This window comes from Streptomyces sp. (assembly GCF_036524955.1).
In the GTDB taxonomy this organism is placed as follows: Bacteria; Actinomycetota; Actinomycetes; order Streptomycetales; family Streptomycetaceae; genus Actinacidiphila.
Map to the genome: position 1 here is coordinate 14,886 of NZ_DATDBG010000018.1, position 18,724 is coordinate 33,609.

Here is an 18,724-nt window from a genome sequence, read left to right on the forward strand (position 1 = left end):
AACCCGGCCGGCAGTACCAGGGCGGTACCGACCCGGACCGTACGGCGTCGGGCGGATGAGGCCGCCCGGTCGGCCGACCCGGGCCACTCCCCGGGATCTGCGACACTGATAGGCATCATGCCTGCACCCGGAGAACTCACTTTCGCCGTGCCGCGCGGAGCGCAGAAGCCGCCGCGGCATCTTGCCGACCTCTCGCCCGCGGAGCGGAAGGAGGCGGTCGCGGCGCTCGGGGAGAAGCCGTTCCGGGCAAAGCAGTTGTCGCAGCACTACTTCGCGCGGTTCGCGGACGATCCGGCGGCGTGGACGGACATACCGGCGGCAGCCCGGGAGAAACTGGCCGGGGACCTGCTGCCGGAACTGATGCGGGTCGTACGGCACGCGTCGTGCGACGACGGGGAGACCCGCAAGACGCTGTGGCGGCTGTTCGACGGGACGCTGGTGGAGTCGGTGCTCATGCGGTACCCGGACCGGGTCACCATGTGCGTCTCCTCCCAGGCGGGCTGCGGCATGAACTGCCCGTTCTGCGCCACCGGGCAGGCCGGTCTCGACCGGAACCTGTCGACCGCGGAGATCGTGCACCAGATCGTCGCCGGGATGCGCGCCCTGCGCGACGGCGAGGTGCCGGGAGGGCCGGCGCGGCTGTCCAACATCGTGTTCATGGGCATGGGCGAGCCGCTGGCGAACTACAAGCGGGTGGTCGGCGCCATCCGCCGCCTCACCGACCCCGAGCCGGACGGCCTCGGCCTGTCGCAGCGCGGCATCACGGTCTCCACGGTCGGTCTCGTCCCGGCGATGTACCGGTTCGCCGACGAGGGCTTCAAGTGCCGCCTCGCGGTCTCCCTGCACGCTCCCGACGACGAACTGCGCGACACCCTGGTGCCGGTCAACACCCGCTGGAAGGTCCGCGAGGTCCTCGACGCCGCGTGGCACTACGCCGAGGTCTCCGGCCGCCGCATCTCCATCGAGTACGCGCTGATCCGCGACGTCAACGATCAGGCGTGGCGCGCCGACCGGCTGGGCAGGCTGCTGAAGAACCACCGGGTGCACGTCAACCTCATCCCGCTCAACCCGACCCCCGGCTCGCAGTGGACCGCCTCCCGCCCGCAGGACGAGCGGGCGTTCGTCGCCGCCCTGGAGGCCCACGGCGTGCCCGTGACCGTACGGGACACCCGCGGCCAGGAGATCGACGGCGCGTGCGGGCAGCTCGCCGCGGCCGAGCGCTGAGCGGTACGGACAGCGGTACGGCCCGGGCCTGCTGCTATCGTGCAGACGCACGTCGTACACACGTACGTACGGACAAGTGAACATTTCCGACAGGGGAGCGCCTGCGACGGCGCTGAGAGTGCGGCCGGCCACCGAGAACGGCGGAGCCGCAGACCCTCGGACCTGATCCGGGTCATACCGGCGTAGGGAGTCAGCATCATGAAGAGCATCCGTCGGCGTGCCATCGGCGCGCTGGTCCTCGCCACCGCGGGCGCGACCCTGCTGGCCGCCTGTGGCAGTGACAGCGGCAGTGGCGGCGACACTGCTTCGGAGGGTGCGGGGACCAGCGGTTCCAAGACCGTCACCCTCGTCAGCCACGACTCCTTCGCCGCCTCCAAACCGGTGCTGGCCGAGTTCACCCGGCAGACCGGGTACACCGTCAAGGTGCTGCGCGGGGGCGACGCCGGCGCCGCCGTCAACCAGGCGATCCTCACCAAGGACCACCCCCGCGGTGACGTCTTCTTCGGTGTCGACAACACCCTGCTCTCCCGTGCCCTCGACAACGGCCTGTTCACGCCGTACGCGGCCAAGGGGCTCGACCAGGTGTCCGCCGATGTGCAGCTCGACGCCGTGCAGCACCGCGTCACCCCGATCGACTCCGGCGACGTCTGCGTCAACTACGACCGCGCCTACTTCACCGCGCACAGGCTCGCCCCGCCGCAGACCTACGCCGACCTGGTCAAGCCCGAGTACAAGAACCTGCTGGTCACCGAGAACGCCGCCACCTCCTCCCCGGGCCTGGCCTTCCTGCTGGGGAGCGCCGCCGGTTACGGGGACGACGGCTGGCAGGAGTACTGGAAGCAGCTCAAGAACAACGGCGTCGAGGTCGTCGACGGCTGGGAGCAGGCGTACAACGACCGCTTCTCCGGCTCGTCCGCGGGCAAGCAGGCCAAGGGCGACCGGCCGCTGGTCGTCTCGTACGCCTCCAGCCCGCCCGCCGAGGTGGTCGGCGTCACCCCGCCGCCCGCGCAGTCCCCCGTCGGCGTCGCCACGGGCACCTGCTTCCGGCAGATCGAGTTCGCCGGGCTGCTGCACGGTGCGAAGAACACCGCCGGCGGCAAGGCCCTGATCGACTTCCTGCTCAGCAAGACCTTCCAGGAGGACATGCCGCTGAACATGTACGTCGACCCGGTCCGCCAGGACGCCGCCAAGCCGGAGGTGTTCACCAGGTACGGCGCGAGGATCGACCACCCGGCGACGCTCCCGCCCGAGAAGATCGCGGCCCAGCGGGACGAGTGGGTCAAGGCATGGACGTCGATCGTCCTGTAGCCGTACCGGACCCGGACGGGCGTACGCAGCCGCGGCCCGGCGGCCGGCGGACAGGCCTGCGGCCGCACCGGCCGCACCGGCCGCACCCACCGGACAGGCCGGGCAGGGCGGAGAGGCCGGATCAGCCGCACGGGGGTACGGGCCGGCGCCGCCCGTACCCACCGCGCGCGACCGCCGTCCGCCTCGCCCTGACGGCGATCCCCTTCGCCTTCTTCGCGGTCTTCTTCGCCTATCCCGTCGCCGCCATCACCGTCCGCGGCCTGCACGAGGGCGGCGACTGGCGGTTCGGGCGGATCGGGGACGTGCTGGGCGACCCCGGCATCCGGCACGTGCTGTGGTTCACCTGCTGGCAGGCCGCCGCGTCCACCGCGCTGACGCTGGCGGTCGCGATGCCGGGCGCGTACGCCTTCGCGCGGCTGGACTTCCCCGGGAAGCGGCTGCTGCGGGCCGTCGTCACCGTGCCGTTCGTGCTGCCGACCGTCGTCGCCGGGTCGGCGTTCCTGGCGCTGCTCGGCCGCGGCGGGTTCACCGACTCCCTGCTGGGCTTCCGGCTGGACACCTCGGTGTGGGCGATCCTCGTCGCGCACGTCTTCTTCAACTACGCGGTGGTCGTCCGCACCGTCGGCGGGCTGTGGGCGCAGCTCGACCCCCGGCAGGAGGAGGCGGCACGGATGCTCGGCGCGAGCCGCCTGGCCGCGTGGCGGCGGGTGACGCTGCCCGCGCTCGGCCCGTCGGTGGCCGCCGCCGGGCTGATGGTGTTCCTGTTCACCTTCACCTCCTTCGGCGTGATCCAGATCCTCGGCGGGCCCGCGTACTCCACCGTCGAAGTCGAGATCTACCGGCAGACCGCGCAGCTCCTCGACCTGCCGACCGCCGCCGTCCTCACCCTCGTGCAGTTCGCCGCCGTCGCCGCGATCCTCGCCGTGCACGCCTGGACGGTGCGGCGCCGCGAGGCCACCCTGCGACTGGTGGACGCCGCCCGCACCGCGCACCGGCCCCGCGGCGGCGAACGGGCGCTGCTCGGAGCGGTACTCGCCGTGATCGTGCTGCTGATCGTGCTGCCGCTCGCCGTGCTCGTCGCCCGCTCCCTGGACGCCCCCGGCGGCTACGGCCTCACCTTCTACCGCGCCCTCGGCTCCGCCGGCGACGGCACCTTCCTGGTCTCCCCGCTCCACACCGTCTGGAACTCCTTGCGGTATGCGGCCGTCGCCACCGTGATCGCCCTGGCCGTCGGCGGGCTGGCCGCCGCCGCGCTGGTACGGAAGGCCGGCCGTCTCCTGCGCGGCTTCGACGCGCTGCTGATGCTTCCGCTGGGCACCTCGGCGGTGACGATCGGCTTCGGCTTCCTCATCACCCTCGACAAGCCGCCGCTGGACCTGCGGGACTCCTGGCTGCTGGTGCCGCTGGCGCAGGCGCTGGTCGGGGTGCCGTTCGTGGTACGGGTCATGCTGCCGGTGCTGCGGGCCGTGGACAGCAGGCTGCGGGAGGCGGCGGCGGTGCTGGGCGCGTCCCCGCTGCGGGTCTGGCGGGAGGTCGAACTGCCCTTCGCCGGGAGGGCGCTGGGCATCGCCGCCGGATTCGCCTTCGCCGTCTCGCTCGGCGAGTTCGGCGCGACGGTCTTCATCGCCCGCCCCGGCAGCCCCACCCTCCCGGTCGCCGTCGCCCGCCTCCTCGGCCGGGCCGGGCCCCTCAACTACGGCCAGGCGATGGCCCTGAGCACCCTGCTGATGCTGGTGTGCGCGGTGTCGCTGCTGGTCCTGGAGAACCTGCGCCCCGCCGACCCCTCGGGGGAGTTCTAGATGCCGTCCCTGCTGGAAGTGCAGGCCGCGACCGTACGGTTCGGGCAGCGGGCCGCGCTGGACGCGGTGGACCTGGCCGTCGACGCGCACGAGATCACCTGCGTGCTCGGACCCAGCGGCAGCGGCAAGTCCACGCTGCTGCGGGCCGTCGCCGGGCTGCAACCCCTGGACGGCGGACGGGTGCTGCTGGACGGCGCCGACCAGGCGGGCGTTCCCGCGCACCGGCGCGGCGTCGGCCTGATGTTCCAGGACCACCAGCTCTTCCCGCAGCGCGACGTGGCCGGCAATGTCGCTTTCGGGCCGCGCATGCACAAGGTGCCGCGCGAGCGGCGGCAGCACAGGGTGGCCGAACTCCTCGACCTGGTGGGCCTGCCCGGTGCCCAGACCCGTGCGGTCGCCACCCTCTCCGGCGGCGAGCAGCAACGGGTGGCGCTGGCCCGGGCGCTGGCCCCCGAACCGCGCCTGCTCATGCTGGACGAGCCCCTCGGCCAGCTCGACCGGTCGCTGCGGGAACGGCTCGTCGTCGAACTGCGGCGGCTCTTCGGCGAGCTGGGCACGACGGTGCTGGCCGTCACGCACGACCAGGGCGAGGCGTTCGCGCTCGCCGACCGGGTCGTGGTGATGCGGGACGGCCGCGTCGCGCAGTCCGGCACGCCGCAGGCGGTCTGGCAGCACCCGGCGTCGGAGTTCGTCGCGCGCTTCCTCGGCTTCGACACGATCGCCTCCGGCGTGGTCGGCGGGGGCGGGGTCGCCGACACGGAGTGGGGCACGGTCCCGGTACCCGACGGCACTCCCCACGGCCCCTGCCGGGTCCTCGTCCGCCCGACCGGCGTGCGGCTCGGCCTTCCGGCCGGTGACGGCTCGCCGCTCTCCGGTCTGGCCTGCGAGGTCGCAGCCCGCACGTTCCGGGGCGGCCACGTCACCCTGATCCTCCGCCCCGCCCGCGGCCCCCTCCTCGAAGCGCAGTGCCCTCTGCGGGACGCCCCACCCCCGGGCGCGCACGTCCGCGTCGGCTTCGACCCGGCGGACGTGGTCGTCCTCCGCACGTAGGGCCGCGCCGCGAAGGGGGTGGTCGCGGTGTGCTCGGCACCGCCGGGCCGATCCGCAGGGCGACCGCCGGCCGGCTCGGCCCGGTGTACGTACGGGTCGTGGCCGGTGGCCGCGTGGAGCGGGACGGTGCCGAGGGCGTACACGTCGGCGGGCCCGGGCACCTGCTGCTCGCCGCGCGCCTGCTCGGGCGGCACGCACAGCACCGAACCCACCAGGAACCCGGTGGCGATGAGCGTGGAGCGCCGCTCGGTCGGTGCGGCGAGGCCGAAGTCGATCACCGTCGGGCCCGTACGCCGTGGGGGTGCCTCGCCGTCGCGGCGTGCCGGGGGACCCTGCGGGTCCCTCCCGGACCCCCGGCGCGGACCCCCGGCGCGGACCCCCGGTGCGGACCCCGGTGCGGGCACCCGGTGCGGGCACCCGGCGGTCGCGGGGAGCCGGCTTCCACGGGCCGGGAAGCCGCAGGTCATGACCCTCGGGGTGCTTTACTCCGCAGGGATCGAGGAGAGCGTGGCGATGAGGAGGGTGAGGGGCACGGCGGCGGCCAGGAGAGCGGCGGCGGCGAGGGCGGTGGAGGTGCGCAGGAGGGTGGGGGAGGCACCGAGTTCGCGCAGGGCCTGAGCGGTGGGGGTGCGGGTCTCGCGGCCTTCCAGAAGGGCCAGGCACGACGTGGCCAGCACGCAGACCGCGACGAGGACGGCCGCGAAGGTGGTGAGCGGACCCAGCGGGTGGTGGAGGTCGTACGTGGCGAGGAACGCCGCGGCCGTGGCGGAGAGCAGGGCGAGGGGGCGGCCGGCACGGCGGCACTCCGCCTGGAGGGCACGGCCGGCGAGGAGCCGGACGGCGTTCGGGCGCAAGCCGACCAGCAGCCGCCCGCACGCGTGCACCAGGCCGGGCCCGGCCAGCATCATGCCCGTCGTCGTGACCAGCCAGCCGCCGACCGAACCCGGCGGGACGGAACCCAGTCCGCTGGGCAGCGGCAGCGCGTGCCCCCTGGGCGCGGTGACCTCGAGGGCGAGGCCGATCACGGCCAGGGCGGCGCCCCACGGCAGACCCCCGGGCGCGTCCGCGGAAGGGATACGGGCCGGCCGCAGCCCGGCCGCACTCGTCGCCGCGGCGGCCACTGGCACCAGGGCGAGCAGCGTCACCGCCCCCGCCAGCGGAAGCGGCTTGCCGGCGGCGAGCACCCCGGGCCCGATCCCGTGGAACGGCACGCCCGTCACGTCACCGCGCAGGTGCAGGAAGACCAGCAGCGCCCCCACGCTCCCGACCGCGCACACCACCGCCGAGTTCGCCACGGACAGCAGCACCACCGCGGTCCGCCCGAGCCCGACCGCGGCCAGCCCGGTGCGCGGCCACCCCGCGGGCTGCGCCCGGCCCACCGCCGAGGCGAGCTGCACGGTCACCACCAGCGGCACCACACACCACGCAAGCCGGACCAGCGCGTCGTAGGAACCGCGCTGCGGATGGGCCAGCGCCCAGCCGAGCGAACACAGCAGCAGCAGGCCCGTACCGGCCGAGGCCCCGGCCACCACGGCCCAGCGGCCGAGGACCGCGGGGCCCGACCCGCGCAGTACCCGCAGTGCCACCGTCATACCGAGGCCGGCCACGGGTTGGCGGTCTCCCGCTCCTGCGCCGGCATGGACGCACCGGAGCGGCCGTCGACCAGCGCCGTCGTACGGTCGGCGTGCGCGGCGATCTCCGGCTCGCTGGTGGCCAGGACCATCGTGATGGAGTGCGACCGGGCCGCGCTGACCAGCGTGCGCAGGACGTGCGCGCGGTCGGCCCGGTGCAGTGGCGCGGTGGGCTCGTCGGCGAAGACCACCTCCGGGCCGGTCACCAGTGCCCGCGCCACCGCGACCCGCTGCCGCTGCGCCTGAAGCAGATCGGCGGGCCGCTTGCGGGCGACCGAGCCGATGTCGAGGCGGTCCAGCCACTCCCGGGCGGCGGTCCGCGCGGCCCTGTGCCCGGCGCCGCGCATCAGCAGCGGCAGCGCCGCGTTCTCCCACACGGTCAGCTCGGGCAGCAGGTCCGCGCCGCTGCCGATCCAGCCGAACCGGTCCCGGCGCAGCCGGTCCCGTGCCGTGGCCGACAGTGTGTGCACGGGCGCGCTGTTGAACCAGACCTCACCCTCGTCCGGGACGAGCTGTCCCGAGAGGCATCGCAGGAACGTGGACTTGCCGGCGCCGCGCGGGCCCAGCACGGCGACGATCTCGCCGCCGCGTACGTTGATCGAGACGCCGAGCAGTGCGGGCGAGCCCTGGTAGGAGTGGCGCAGGGCGCGGGCCCAGAGCACGTCGTCGTCGGGCGAGGCCACCATGCCGTACCTCCGCGAGTCGTTTCCCCCGGTGCGATTTCGACATCGCGTCAAACGAGCCGGGGAGAGGGCGGTCACTCCCGGCACCGTAGGCACGGTGTCCGGGAGCGGCCCGCAGACGCGGCGACCGGGCGGCCCGGGTCCTCCGGACGGGTGACAAACCGTTACCGCGTCCGGCCCAAGACCGTTGTTATGGGCCGCCTGCGGAAGATCAGGCGCTCTGCGGGGATGGCGCCGATGACACGGGCGGGCCGCCGGCCCGTAGCGGCTGAGCCGAAGGGCGCGCCGGTGCGGAAGGGAGAACCGCGCGCAGTGAGCGAGGAACGAGCGAGCACGGTCGACCGCCGACACCGGGTCCGAGCGCCCGGAGGCGAAGGCGCGGCAGTCAAGGGGTCACAGCTTCGTCCACGCCTCTGTCAGGACCGCCCGGAGAATCCCCTCGACCTCGTCGAAGAGCGCCTGGTCGGAGACGAGCGGCGGGGCGAGCTGTACGACCGGGTCGCCGCGGTCGTCGGCGCGGCAGTACAGGCCGTTGTCGTACAGCGCCTTGGACAGGAAGCCGTACAGGACGCGCTCGGTCTCCTCCGCGGTGAAGGTCTCCTTGGTGGCCTTGTCCTTGACCAGCTCGATGCCGTAGAAGAAGCCGTCGCCGCGGACGTCGCCGACGATCGGCAGGTCGTGCAGCTTCCGCAGGGTGGCGAAGAAGGCGCCCTCGTTGTCCAGCACGTGCTGGTTGAGGCCCTCGCGCTCGAAGATGTCGAGGTTGGCCAGGCCCACCGCGGCCGACACCGGGTGGCCGCCGAAGGTGTAGCCGTGCAGGAAGGTGTTGTCGCCGCGGTAGAACGGCTCGGCGAGCCGGTCCGAGACGATGCACGCGCCGATCGGGGAGTACCCGGAGGTCATGCCCTTGGCGCAGGTGATCATGTCCGGTACGTAGCCGAACTTGTCACAGGCGAACATCGTGCCGAGCCGCCCGAACGCGCAGATCACCTCGTCCGAGACGAGCAGCACGTCGTACCGGTCGCAGATCTCGCGGACCCGCTGGAAGTAGCCGGGCGGCGGCGGGAAGCAGCCGCCGGCGTTCTGCACCGGTTCGAGGAAGACCGCGGCGACCGTCTCCGGGCCCTCGAAGAGGATCTCCTGCTCGATCTGGTCGGCGGCCCAGCGGCCGAACGCCACCGGGTCGTCGCCGTGGACCGGCGCCCGGTAGATGTTGGTGTTCGGTACCTTGCGCGCGCCCGGCACCAGCGGCTCGAACGGCGCCTTCAGCGCGGGCAGCCCGGTGATGGACAGCGCGCCCTGCGGTGTGCCGTGGTAGGCGACGGCCCGCGAGATGACCTTGTACTTCGTGTGGTTGCCGGTCAGCTTGTGGTACTGCTTCGCCAGCTTCCACGCCGTCTCGACGGCCTCGCCGCCCCCGGTGGTGAAGAAGACCTTGTTCAGGTCGCCCGGCGCGTACTGCGCCAGCCGCTCCGCCAGGTCGACGGCCTTGGGGTGCGCATAGCTCCAGATCGGGAAGAAGGCCAGCTCCTGGGCCTGCTTGTACGCCGTCTCGGCCAGCTCGTGCCGGCCGTGCCCGGCGTTGACCACGAAGAGACCGGACAGTCCGTCGACGTACCGCTTGCCGCGGTCGTCGTAGATGTACGAGCCCTCGCCGCGCACGATGGTGGGGACGGGGGAGTCCTCGTACGACGACATGCGGGTGAAGTGCATCCACAGGTGGTCGTACGCCGTCCTGGACAGATCCGCGTTCGTGGAGTTCATGGCTATCTGGTTCCCCAGGTGTAGGTCTGCTTGCGGAGCTTGAGGTAGACGAAGCTCTCGGTGGAGCGCACGCCGGGCAACGCGCGGATCCGCTTGTTGATCACTTCGAGCAGGTGGTCGTCGTCCTCGCAGACGATCTCGACGAGCAGGTCGAAGGAGCCCGCGGTGACGACGACGTACTCGACCTCGTCCAGCGCGGCTAGTGCCTCGGCGACCGGCTCGATGTCGCCCTCGACGTTGATGCCGACCATCGCCTGCCGGTGGAAGCCGACGGTGAGCGGGTCGGTGACGGCGACGATCTGCATGACGCCCTGGTCGAGCAGTTTCTGCACGCGCTGCCGCACCGCCGCCTCGGACAGGCCCACGGCCTTGCCGATCGCCGCGTACGGGCGGCGCCCGTCCTGCTGGAGCTGTTCGACGATCGCCTTGGACACCGCGTCCATCGAGGGGGAGGCGCCGTTTCTGTCACGAGTGGCCACCCGCACACTGTGCAGGAGAGGTCGGCGGTGACGCAACCCCTCCACGATGAAATTCGTCGCCTCAGCGGCGTTGGGAAACCGAATCGGTTGTTGCAGCGGGTCGGGTATGTCGAATACAGCAGTTCTCCGGTTAAGCTGGGTGGTGTCTCAGCAAATGGACACCGGATTCACCGGAACCGATTCGTAGGACCGATTCGTCGGGCCGACTCGTAGGACCAGGGAGTAAGCGCCGTGACCGAACTCCGTACTCTGCGCAACTACATCGACGGAGAATTCCGTGACGCCGCCGACGGACGCGCCACCGATGTGATCAATCCGGTGACCGGAGAGGTGTACGCCAGGGCGCCGCTCTCCGGCCAGGCCGACGTGGACGCGGCGATGGCCGCGGCGGCGGCCGCGTTCCCCGGCTGGCGTGACACCACGCCGTCCGAGCGGCAGAAGGCGCTGCTGAAGATCGCCGACGCGGTCGAGGCGCGGGCCGCCGAACTGGTCGCCGTCGAGAGCGAGAACACCGGAAAGCCGATCGGTCTGACCGCCAGCGAGGAGATCCCGCCGATGGTCGACCAGATCAGGTTCTTCGCGGGCGCCGCCCGCATGCTGGAGGGCCGTTCCGCCGGGGAGTACATGGCGGGCATGACCTCCATCGTGCGCCGTGAGCCGGTCGGGGTGTGCGCCCAGGTCGCCCCCTGGAACTACCCGATGATGATGGCCGTCTGGAAGTTCGCCCCGGCGATCGCCGCGGGCAACACGGTGGTGCTCAAGCCGTCCGACACCACCCCCGCCTCCACCGTCCTGCTCGCCGGGATCATCGGCGAGGTGCTGCCCAAGGGCGTCTTCAACGTCGTGTGCGGCGACCGCGACACCGGCCGCGCGATGGTCGAGCACCCGGTGCCCGCGATGGCCTCCATCACCGGTTCGGTACGGGCCGGCATCCAGGTCGCCGGGTCCGCGGCCAAGGACGTCAAGCGCGTCCACCTGGAACTCGGCGGAAAGGCCCCGGTCGTCGTCTTCGGCGACGTGGACATCCCCAAGGCCGTCGAGGACATCACGGTCGCCGGCTTCTTCAACGCCGGGCAGGACTGTACGGCCGCCACGCGCGTGCTGGTCCACGAGTCCATCCACGACGAGTTCACCGCGGCGCTGGCCAAGGCCGCCGCCGACACGAAGACCGGCCTCCCGGACGACGAGGACGTGCTGTACGGGCCGCTCAACAACGCGAACCAGCTCGCACAGGTCACCGGCTTCATCGAACGGCTGCCCGCGCACGCCCGGATCGAGACCGGCGGCCACCGGGTCGGCGAGACCGGCTTCTTCTACGCGCCCACGGTCGTCTCCGGCCTGCGGCAGGACGACGAGATCATCCAGCACGAGGTGTTCGGGCCGGTCATCACCGTGCAGTCGTTCTCCGACGAGGACCAGGCGGTGGAATGGGCGAACGGCGTGGAGTACGCGCTGGCCTCCTCGGTGTGGACGAGGGATCACGGGCGGGCCATGCGGATGTCGAAGCGGCTGGATTTCGGGTGCGTATGGATCAACACGCACATTCCGCTGGTCGCCGAGATGCCGCACGGCGGGTTCAAGCAGTCCGGGTACGGAAAGGACCTCTCCGGCTACGGCTTCGAGGACTACACGCGGATCAAGCACGTCATGACGTCGCTGGACGCGTAGGAAGGGCCGGCCGGGCCGCCCGTGGTGCGGGCGGCCCGTGCGCGGCGCGCGGTGTGCTTCCCGCCCGCACCGGCCGCACCGCCCGCGCGGGAAGGACGCTGTCCGCGGGCCCTCTTGTACGGGGTCCCCGCCGTCGGCGGCTGTCCGGCCGCGAGTGGGGGCGAAGCGCAGACTGGGGCGAGAACGGCCGCCGGCGCACCGCTGTTCCCGCCCGTGCACGGCGGCGGAACCCCGCGCCGTCAGGCGCGGGCGCGCCGGCGCGCCAGGACCCGCTGCAGTGCCGTGAGGCGGTTCGTGGTGACCGAGTCGACGCCGAAGGCGAGGAGGCGGGACATGGAGCGCTCCCAGTCCGCGGTCCACGCGGCGACGAGCAGGCCCCGGTCCCGCGCGAACGCGACCGTCGGCGCGTCGACCAGCCCGAACCGCAGGTTCAGCCAGCGCGGGGCGAGATCGGCGAGCAGCGACTTCGCGGGCCGCACGGACGTCTTCCAGGTCATGGCGATCTCCGCTGCCGGATCCAGCGCCCGCACCGCGCGCATCGCGGGCAGCTCCCCGCAGTAGTAGACCCGTCCGTCCAGGCCGGCGGCGGCGACCGCTGCGACGGACGGCGCCGCCTGACCCGCCTCCGTGAGGTCCAGCAGCATCCGGCCCCGGGCGTGGCCGCCCAGTTCGGCGAGCGCGTCCGCGAGGGTCGGCACACCGCCGCCGGTCAGCTCGCGCACCTCGCGGGAAGTCGACCCGCTCACCGGCGTGGAGTGGCCCCAGAGCCGTTCCAGCGTCGCGTCGTGCAGCAGGACGGGGACGCCGTCCCGGGTGAGCCGGACGTCGACCTCCACCACGTCCGCGCCCTTGACCAGCGCGGACCGCAGCGACGGAAGAGTGTTCTCCCGGAAGTGGTAGGGGTCGCCGCGGTGGGCGACCGTCAGCGCCATCCGGTCAGCCGCCCCACGCCGCGGTGTACGCGTCGATCTCCCCGGCCAGCCGCGCCTTGCCCGCCGCGTCGAGGAACGACGCCTCGACCGCGTTCCTGGCCAGCGCTGCCACCCCGGCGGCGTCCAGGCCCAGCAGGCGGGCGGCGACCGCGTACTCCGTGTTGAGGTCGGTGCCGAACATCGGCGGGTCGTCGCTGTTCACGGTGACCGGCACACCGGCCGCGACCATCTCCCTGATCGGGTGCTCGTCGAGGCTGGCGACCGCGCGGGTGGCGATGTTGGAGGTCGGGCAGACCTCCAGCGGGATGCGGTGCTCGGCCAGGTGTGCCAGCAGCCTCGGGTCCTGTACGGCGCTGGTCCCATGGCCGATCCGCTCGGCGCCCAGCTCGGTGAGCGCGTCCCAGATCGTCTCCGGGCCGGTGGTCTCGCCGGCGTGCGGCACGCTGCGCAGCCCGGCCGCCCGCGCCTGGTCGAAGTACGGCTTGAACTGCGGGCGCGGCACGCCGATCTCCGGCCCGCCCAGGCCGAACGAGACCAGGCCCTCCGGCCGCAGGTCCAGCGCCAGCCGCAGCGTCTCCTCCGCCGAGGGCAGCCCGGCCTCGCCCGGAATGTCGAAGCACCAGCGCAGCGTCACCCCGAGCTCCGCCTCCGCCGCCTTCCGCGCGTCCTCGATCGCCTCCATGAACGCCGGCCCCGGAATGCCGCGCCGGGTCGAGCTGTACGGGGTCACGGTCAGCTCGGCGTACCGGATGTTCTGCCGGGCCATGTCCCTGGCCACCTCGAAGGTGAGCAGCCGCACGTCCTCGGCGTCCCGGACCAGGTCCACCACCGAGAGGTAGACCTGGATGAAGTGGGCGAAGTCCTGGAAGGAGAAGTAGTCGGCGAGGGCGGCCGGGTCGGCGGGCACCGCGGAGTCCGGGTGGCGGGCGGCCAGTTCGGCCACGATCCGCGGCGAGGCGGAACCCACGTGGTGGACGTGCAGCTCGGCCTTGGGGAGCCCGGCGATGAAGGCGTCCAGGCCGCCGTCCGTACCGGACGCCGCGGCGATCCCCGCGTCGAGTCCTTGACCGGGTGCGGGTGCGGTGTCGGGCATGCGGGGGTCCTCTCCCAGGCGGAACATTGCGGTTCATCGTACGGGGCGGGTGCGGACGCCGGCCCGGGTGGCGGCTCAGCGCCGTACCGCGTCCAGCGCCAGCAGCGCCACGTGCAGCGACAGGCACGACTCGACCTGGTCGAGGTCGACGCCGAGGATCCGCTCCACCCGGCGCAGCCGGTCGTAGAAGGAGGGGCGGGACAGGTGGGCGGCGTCGGCGGCGGCGGACTTGTTGCGCCCGCAGGCCAGGTAGACGCCGAGGATGCGGACCAGGTCGGTGCCGTGCTCGGCGTCGTGCGCCAGCAGCGGGCCGAGCTCCCTTTCCACGTATGTCTGCAGGCGCGCGTCGTCGCGCAGCAGGTGGAGCAGGCCGCGCAGCCGGATGTCGGGCAGGCGGTAGTAGCCCCGGCCGCCGACGTCCGGTTCGCCGTGCAGGGCCGCGTCGGCGATCTGCGCGGCCTCCAGCAGGGTGCGGCGGGCGTCGCGCAGGGCGCCCACCGAGGAACCGGCCGCCATGACGAACGGCGGCCCCGCCTTGAGCGCCGTGGCCAGGCGGTCCAGCGCCGACTGCTCGTCGTCGTGCGGCCCCAGCGAGACGAGTACGCCCACCGCGCCGTCGTCGAGCGTGCCGGTCAGCGCGGTCAGGCCGCGTTCCCGAACGGCGAGGGCGGCTGCCTCCGTGAAGTCCCGCAGCCGGGCCTGGGCCTCCAGCGCGGCCGAGGGCGGGCCGCCGCGCTGCCGCAGCATCACGCCGACCAGCCGGCGGCCCTCCAGCGGGACGCCGAGCGCGCGGGCGCGCAGATTCACGTCGGAGACGGTGAGAGCGTGGGTGAGGATGCCGGAGAGCAGGGTGCGGTGGGTCTGGCGTTCCAGGGACTCCTGATCGCGGTCGAGCAGGCGGCCGAGCGCCAGGGTCGCGGCGGCGCGCTCCAGGAGGACGGTGTGGCGGCGCGGGGCGCGGTCGGCAACCTCGTCGCTCAGCAGGACGAGGCGGCCCCAGTCGCGGCCCCGGGCGCCGACAGCGGTGACCAGCCAGCCGGTGCGGTCGTCGTGGCCGGTCCGGCCCGGCGGGGTGACGGCCCGGGAGCGTCGCTCCCAGTCCTCCAGCAGCGCTTCTGGGTCCCGGCCCGCCGGGTCGAAGGCCAGCACCTGGTGGGAGAGGTTCTCCAGGACGACCGGCGCGCCCGCCATCCGGGCGACCTCGCGGACCACGGCGGCGGGCTCGGCGCCCTCCACGGCCAGCTCGTTGAACGTCTGGTGCACGGCCTCCGAGGCGCGCAGCTCGGTGAGCTGGCTGTTGACCACGAGGGCGTGCACGGCCTCGGTCACGGCCACGAAGCGGACCTCGTTGACGAGGGCGATCAGTGGGAGGCCGCGCCGTTCGGCGGCCCGCACGAGGGCTTTCGGCAGGGCGTCGGCGTACCGGCGGCCCAGCTCGACGAGGAGGCCGGCGGCGCTGATGTCGGCGAGGGCGTCCACGTAGCGGGCGAGGCCCTCCTTGTCCTCGGGGAGCATGACTCCGGTGGTCAGGACGAGTTCGCCGCCGCGGAGCATGCCGGCGATGTCGGCGAGCTCGCTCACGTGGACCCAGCGGACTTCCGCGGCCATCCCGGCCGCTCCGGCCACGACCCGCGGCGCTCCGCGCCGCACCACATCCAGCTCCAGCACTTCGGCGACGCTCGGCATCTCCGGTGACCTCCGGTCGGGGGGGTACGTCTACGGTTCGGTTCGCGGGCGGAGTGCGGGTCCCCGTGGGGGGCGGTTCCGGGAGGAGGCGCGCCCGTCGCGCGGAGTGCCCGCACCTGGCGGCCCGGGGCCGCGCCCGCCCGCAGCACGCCCGCGCGGACGGGTGGGCGGATGCGTTCCCCTGCGGTGGTTCCCGCCGTCGGCGGCTGTCCGCCCCGGGGCCGCGCCCGCGCCTGCCGTGCGGACGGGGTCCCCCGAGGACGGCCGCCGGCCGCGAGGCATCCCCCGAAGAGGACGGTCCTCCGGCATCCCCGTCCGCAGGACGGGCGGCTCCCTGCGGACGCAAGGCACCCGCAGGGGGCCCGCACCCGCCCACCCACGCGCGCGGAGGGCGGGTGGGAAGACGGCCCCGCGCCGCCAGGCACGGGCATCTCCGTGGTTCGCGACAGCGTATGGCACAGATTTCGTCGCGTAACCAAAAGGCAACAACGGAATCCCTTGTTGGAGCCAGGCTACTCTGCCAGGATCAGCCACCAATCCAGACTTTGACCACGCTGCCAAGCACGGGCGAGGAAGGGCGCGGAGGCGAGGAGAAGCGTGATGGAGCACGTGACCGGCGTGGTGGGGATGCCGAGCGGTGGAGCCCAGTTCATCGGGGGCGAGCCGCGCAGCGGTACCGGCGGGGCTGCGTATTCCGTTGTCGACCCCGCGACGGGGCGGACGGTGTGGACCTATGAGACCGCCGGGCCGGGCGACGTGGACGCCGCGGTACGCAGTGCGAAGGAGGCGCTGCCGGGGTGGGCCGGGGCGAGCCCCGGGGAGCGCTCCGAGGTGCTGTACCGGCTCGCCGCGCAGCTCGCCGAGCGCGCGGACGACCTCGCCCGCGCCGAGACCCTCCAGTGCGGGAAACCGATCAAGCTCAGCAGCGGGTTCGACGTGCCCGGCACCGTGGACAACACGGCGTTCTTCGCGGGCGCCGCCCGGCATCTGGAGGGCAAGGCGGCCGCGGAGTACAGCCCGGACCACACCTCGTACGTGCGGCGCGAGCCGATCGGCGTGATCGGGTCCGTCGCGCCGTGGAACTACCCGCTCCAGATGGCCGCCTGGAAGATCCTCCCGGCGGTCGCCGCGGGCAACACCGTCGTGCTCAAGCCGTCCGAGCTGACACCGCTGACCAGCCTGATGTTCGCGCGGGCGGCGGCGGACGCCGGAGTTCCCGCGGGGGTGATCAACATCGTCACGGGCACCGGCCCGGTCGCCGGCGAACACCTCGTCGCGCACCCGGACGTCGCCATGACCTCCTTCACCGGTTCCACCGCCGTCGGCAGGCGCATCGCCGAACTCGCCGCCGGCACCGTCAAACGCCTCCACCTGGAACTCGGCGGCAAGGCCCCCTTCGTCGTGTTCGACGACGCCGACCTGGAGGCCGCCGCGCACGGCGCGGTCGCCGCCGCGCTGATCAACAGCGGCCAGGACTGCACCGCCGCGACCCGCGCCTATGTGCAGCGTCCGCTGTACGACGCCTTCGTGACCGCGGTCGCCGACCTGATGGCCGGCGTCCGGCTCGGCGACCCCCGCGACCCCGCGACCGACCTCGGCCCGCTGATCTCGTTCGCGCACCGCGACCGGGTGGCAGCGATCGTCGAGCGGGCCCGTACGTATGCCACCGTCGTCACCGGCGGGGAAGCCCCCGGCGGCAAGCTCGCGGCGGGCGCGTACTACCGTCCGACGCTGATCAGCGGCGCACCGCAGGACAGCGAGGCGGTGCAGCGGGAGATCTTCGGGCCGGTGCTGGCGGTGCTGCCCTTCGACGGCGACGACCAGGGCCTGGCGCTGGCCAACGACACCCCCTACGGTCTGGCCGCCTCCGCCTGGACACGGGACGTCTACCGCGCGGGCCGGGCCGGCCGGGAGCTCGCGGCCGGCTGCGTCTGGATCAACGACCACATCCCCATCATCAGCGAGATGCCGCACGGCGGCGCGAAGTTTTCCGGCTTCGGCAAGGACATGTCCACGTACTCCTTCGAGGAGTACACGCAGGTCAAGCACGTCATGTACGACAACACCGCGGTCGCCCGGAAGGACTGGCACCGCACCGTTTTCGGAGACCGATAACCACTCGGCAACCGGCGTCCACCGGCCGGTCCCCTCGGAAGGGCACCTCATCCATGGAGCAGTACGAGACCCTGTCACCGCCACAGCGCGCGGCGATACTCCGCAGCACGACCGGCGGCCGGGGCGCCCTCGGCCGCCGGTCGCTGCTGCGCGCCGTGGGGCTCGGCGCGGTCGCCACGGCCGGTCTCACCGCGTGCGGCATCCCGGCGGCGGGCCGCACCGGCGACTCCACCGCCTCGACCGACCACTCCGACGCCGAGAAGGTCGTCAACTTCTCCAACTGGACCGAGTACATCGACGTCAGCGACGACGGCAAGCACCGCCCGACCCTGGACGTCTTCACCCGGCAGACCGGCATCAAGGTCAAGTACACCGAGGACATCAACGACAACGTCGAGTTCTTCGGCAAGGTCAAGCCGCAACTCGCCGCGGGCCAGGACACCGGCCGCGACCTGATGGTCCTCACCGACTGGCTGGCCGCCCGCATGATCCGGCTCGGCTGGGCGCAGCCGCTCAACCCCGCGCACCTGCCGCACGCCTACGCCAACCTCGGCCAGCGGTTCCGCAGCCCCGACTGGGACCCGGGCCGCGCCTACTCCTACCCCTGGACCGGCATCGCGACCTGTATCGCGTACAACAAGAAGGTCACCAAGGGCCGCGCGGTCACCTCCATCTCCCAGCTGCTGGACGACCCCGCGCTCAAGGGCAAGGTCGCGATGCTCTCCGAGATGCGCGACACGGTCGGGATGACGCTGCTGGACATGGGCAAGCTGCCCGAGACCGTCACCGACGACACCTTCGACGCCGCGCTGGCCCGCGTGCAGAAGGCCGTGGACAGCGGGCAGATCCGCAAGTTCACCGGCAACGACTACACCGACGGCCTCAGCAAGGGCGACCTGGCGGCGTGCGTCGCGTGGGCCGGCGACCTGGTACAGCTGCGCGTGGACGACCCCGACATCGAGTACGTCTTCCCCGAGGCCGGATACATGTCCTCCACCGACAACCTGCTGGTCCCCGCCAAGGCACGGCACAAGAGCAACGCCGAACGCCTCATCGACTACTACTACCAGCCGGCGGTCGCCGCCGAGCTCGCCGCGTGGATCAACTACGTCTGCCCGGTCGCCGGGGTGCGCGAGGAGCTGGCGAAGATCGACCCGGACCTGGCGAGCAACCCGCTGATCCTCCCGGACGCGGCGATGGACGCCAAGGCGCACCCCTTCCGCTCCCTCAGCCAGGACGAGGAGACGCGGTACGAGGAGAAGTTCGCCAAGCTCATCGGCGCGTGAGCGCCA

At 72.9% G+C, this 18,724-nt stretch carries 14 protein-coding genes and 1 riboswitch; of the genes, 7 read left to right on the forward strand and 7 right to left on the reverse strand.

All coding sequences use genetic code 11. The features are described from left to right. Positions 1-117: 117 nt before the first annotated feature. The 4 genes from rlmN (at position 118) to VIW71_RS01630 (ending at position 5,381) form a co-directional block, all read left to right on the forward strand. Positions 118-1,224, forward strand: a complete 1,107-nt coding sequence (gene rlmN, locus VIW71_RS01615) for a 23S rRNA (adenine(2503)-C(2))-methyltransferase RlmN (RefSeq protein WP_331619993.1) — start codon at positions 118-120, stop codon at positions 1,222-1,224. Between the two features lie 81 nt (positions 1,225-1,305). Then, positions 1,306-1,430, forward strand: a riboswitch (TPP riboswitch). Beyond that, positions 1,423-2,532, forward strand: a complete 1,110-nt coding sequence (locus VIW71_RS01620) for a thiamine ABC transporter substrate-binding protein (RefSeq protein WP_331619994.1) — start codon at positions 1,423-1,425, stop codon at positions 2,530-2,532. It overlaps the preceding riboswitch by 8 nt. Further along, entirely contained in the window at positions 2,511-4,331 is a 1,821-nt protein-coding gene (locus VIW71_RS01625; RefSeq protein WP_331619995.1) for an ABC transporter permease, read from the forward strand. The genes VIW71_RS01620 and VIW71_RS01625 overlap by 22 nt, the downstream gene beginning before the upstream one ends. Further along, positions 4,332-5,381, forward strand: coding sequence for an ABC transporter ATP-binding protein (locus VIW71_RS01630; protein ID WP_331619996.1), 1,050 nt, complete (start codon positions 4,332-4,334; stop codon positions 5,379-5,381). Between the two features lie 482 nt (positions 5,382-5,863). On the opposite strand, the gene VIW71_RS01635 is transcribed toward VIW71_RS01630, so the two are convergent. The 4 genes from VIW71_RS01635 to VIW71_RS01650 form a co-directional block, all read right to left on the reverse strand. Further along, positions 5,864-6,988 (reverse strand): hypothetical protein, encoded by a 1,125-nt coding sequence (locus VIW71_RS01635; RefSeq protein WP_414720622.1) that lies wholly within the window; start codon positions 6,986-6,988, stop codon positions 5,864-5,866. Next, entirely contained in the window at positions 6,970-7,698 is a 729-nt protein-coding gene (locus VIW71_RS01640) for an ABC transporter ATP-binding protein (RefSeq protein WP_331619997.1), read from the reverse strand. Before VIW71_RS01640 ends, VIW71_RS01635 begins: the two co-directional genes overlap by 19 nt. A gap of 390 nt (positions 7,699-8,088) precedes the next feature. Further along, entirely contained in the window at positions 8,089-9,459 is a 1,371-nt protein-coding gene (locus VIW71_RS01645; protein ID WP_414720623.1) for an aspartate aminotransferase family protein, read from the reverse strand. A 2-nt stretch (positions 9,460-9,461) separates the two neighbouring features. Continuing rightward, positions 9,462-9,902, reverse strand: coding sequence for an Lrp/AsnC family transcriptional regulator (locus VIW71_RS01650; protein ID WP_331620025.1), 441 nt, complete (start codon positions 9,900-9,902; stop codon positions 9,462-9,464). Positions 9,903-10,169: 267 nt separating this feature from the next. Here VIW71_RS01650 and VIW71_RS01655 point away from each other — a divergent pair, with 267 nt between their 5' ends. Continuing rightward, entirely contained in the window at positions 10,170-11,606 is a 1,437-nt protein-coding gene (locus VIW71_RS01655; protein WP_331619998.1) for a gamma-aminobutyraldehyde dehydrogenase, read from the forward strand. Positions 11,607-11,845: 239 nt separating this feature from the next. On the opposite strand, the gene VIW71_RS01660 is transcribed toward VIW71_RS01655, so the two are convergent. The 3 genes from VIW71_RS01660 to VIW71_RS01670 all read right to left on the reverse strand — a co-directional run bounded on the left by VIW71_RS01660 (position 11,846) and on the right by VIW71_RS01670 (position 15,317). Further along, positions 11,846-12,538, reverse strand: a complete 693-nt coding sequence (locus VIW71_RS01660) for a glycerophosphodiester phosphodiesterase (RefSeq protein ID WP_331619999.1) — start codon at positions 12,536-12,538, stop codon at positions 11,846-11,848. Positions 12,539-12,542: 4 nt separating this feature from the next. Continuing rightward, the gene (locus VIW71_RS01665) at positions 12,543-13,631 is read right to left on the reverse strand and encodes an adenosine deaminase (protein WP_331620000.1); all 1,089 of its coding nucleotides are present in this window, start codon (positions 13,629-13,631) and stop codon (positions 12,543-12,545) included. 75 nt (positions 13,632-13,706) lie between these two features. Further along, positions 13,707-15,317: a PucR family transcriptional regulator gene (locus VIW71_RS01670; protein ID WP_331620002.1), complete on the reverse strand. Its 1,611-nt coding sequence runs from the start codon at positions 15,315-15,317 to the stop codon at positions 13,707-13,709. 600 nt (positions 15,318-15,917) lie between these two features. Here VIW71_RS01670 and VIW71_RS01675 point away from each other — a divergent pair. Together VIW71_RS01675 and VIW71_RS01680 are read left to right on the forward strand one after the other, a co-directional pair. After that, complete coding sequence (locus VIW71_RS01675) at positions 15,918-17,432, forward strand: gamma-aminobutyraldehyde dehydrogenase (RefSeq protein WP_331620003.1); 1,515 nt, start codon at positions 15,918-15,920, stop codon at positions 17,430-17,432. A gap of 53 nt (positions 17,433-17,485) precedes the next feature. Continuing rightward, the gene (locus VIW71_RS01680; protein WP_331620004.1) at positions 17,486-18,718 is read left to right on the forward strand and encodes a polyamine ABC transporter substrate-binding protein; all 1,233 of its coding nucleotides are present in this window, start codon (positions 17,486-17,488) and stop codon (positions 18,716-18,718) included. The last annotated feature ends 6 nt before the right edge of the window (positions 18,719-18,724 follow it).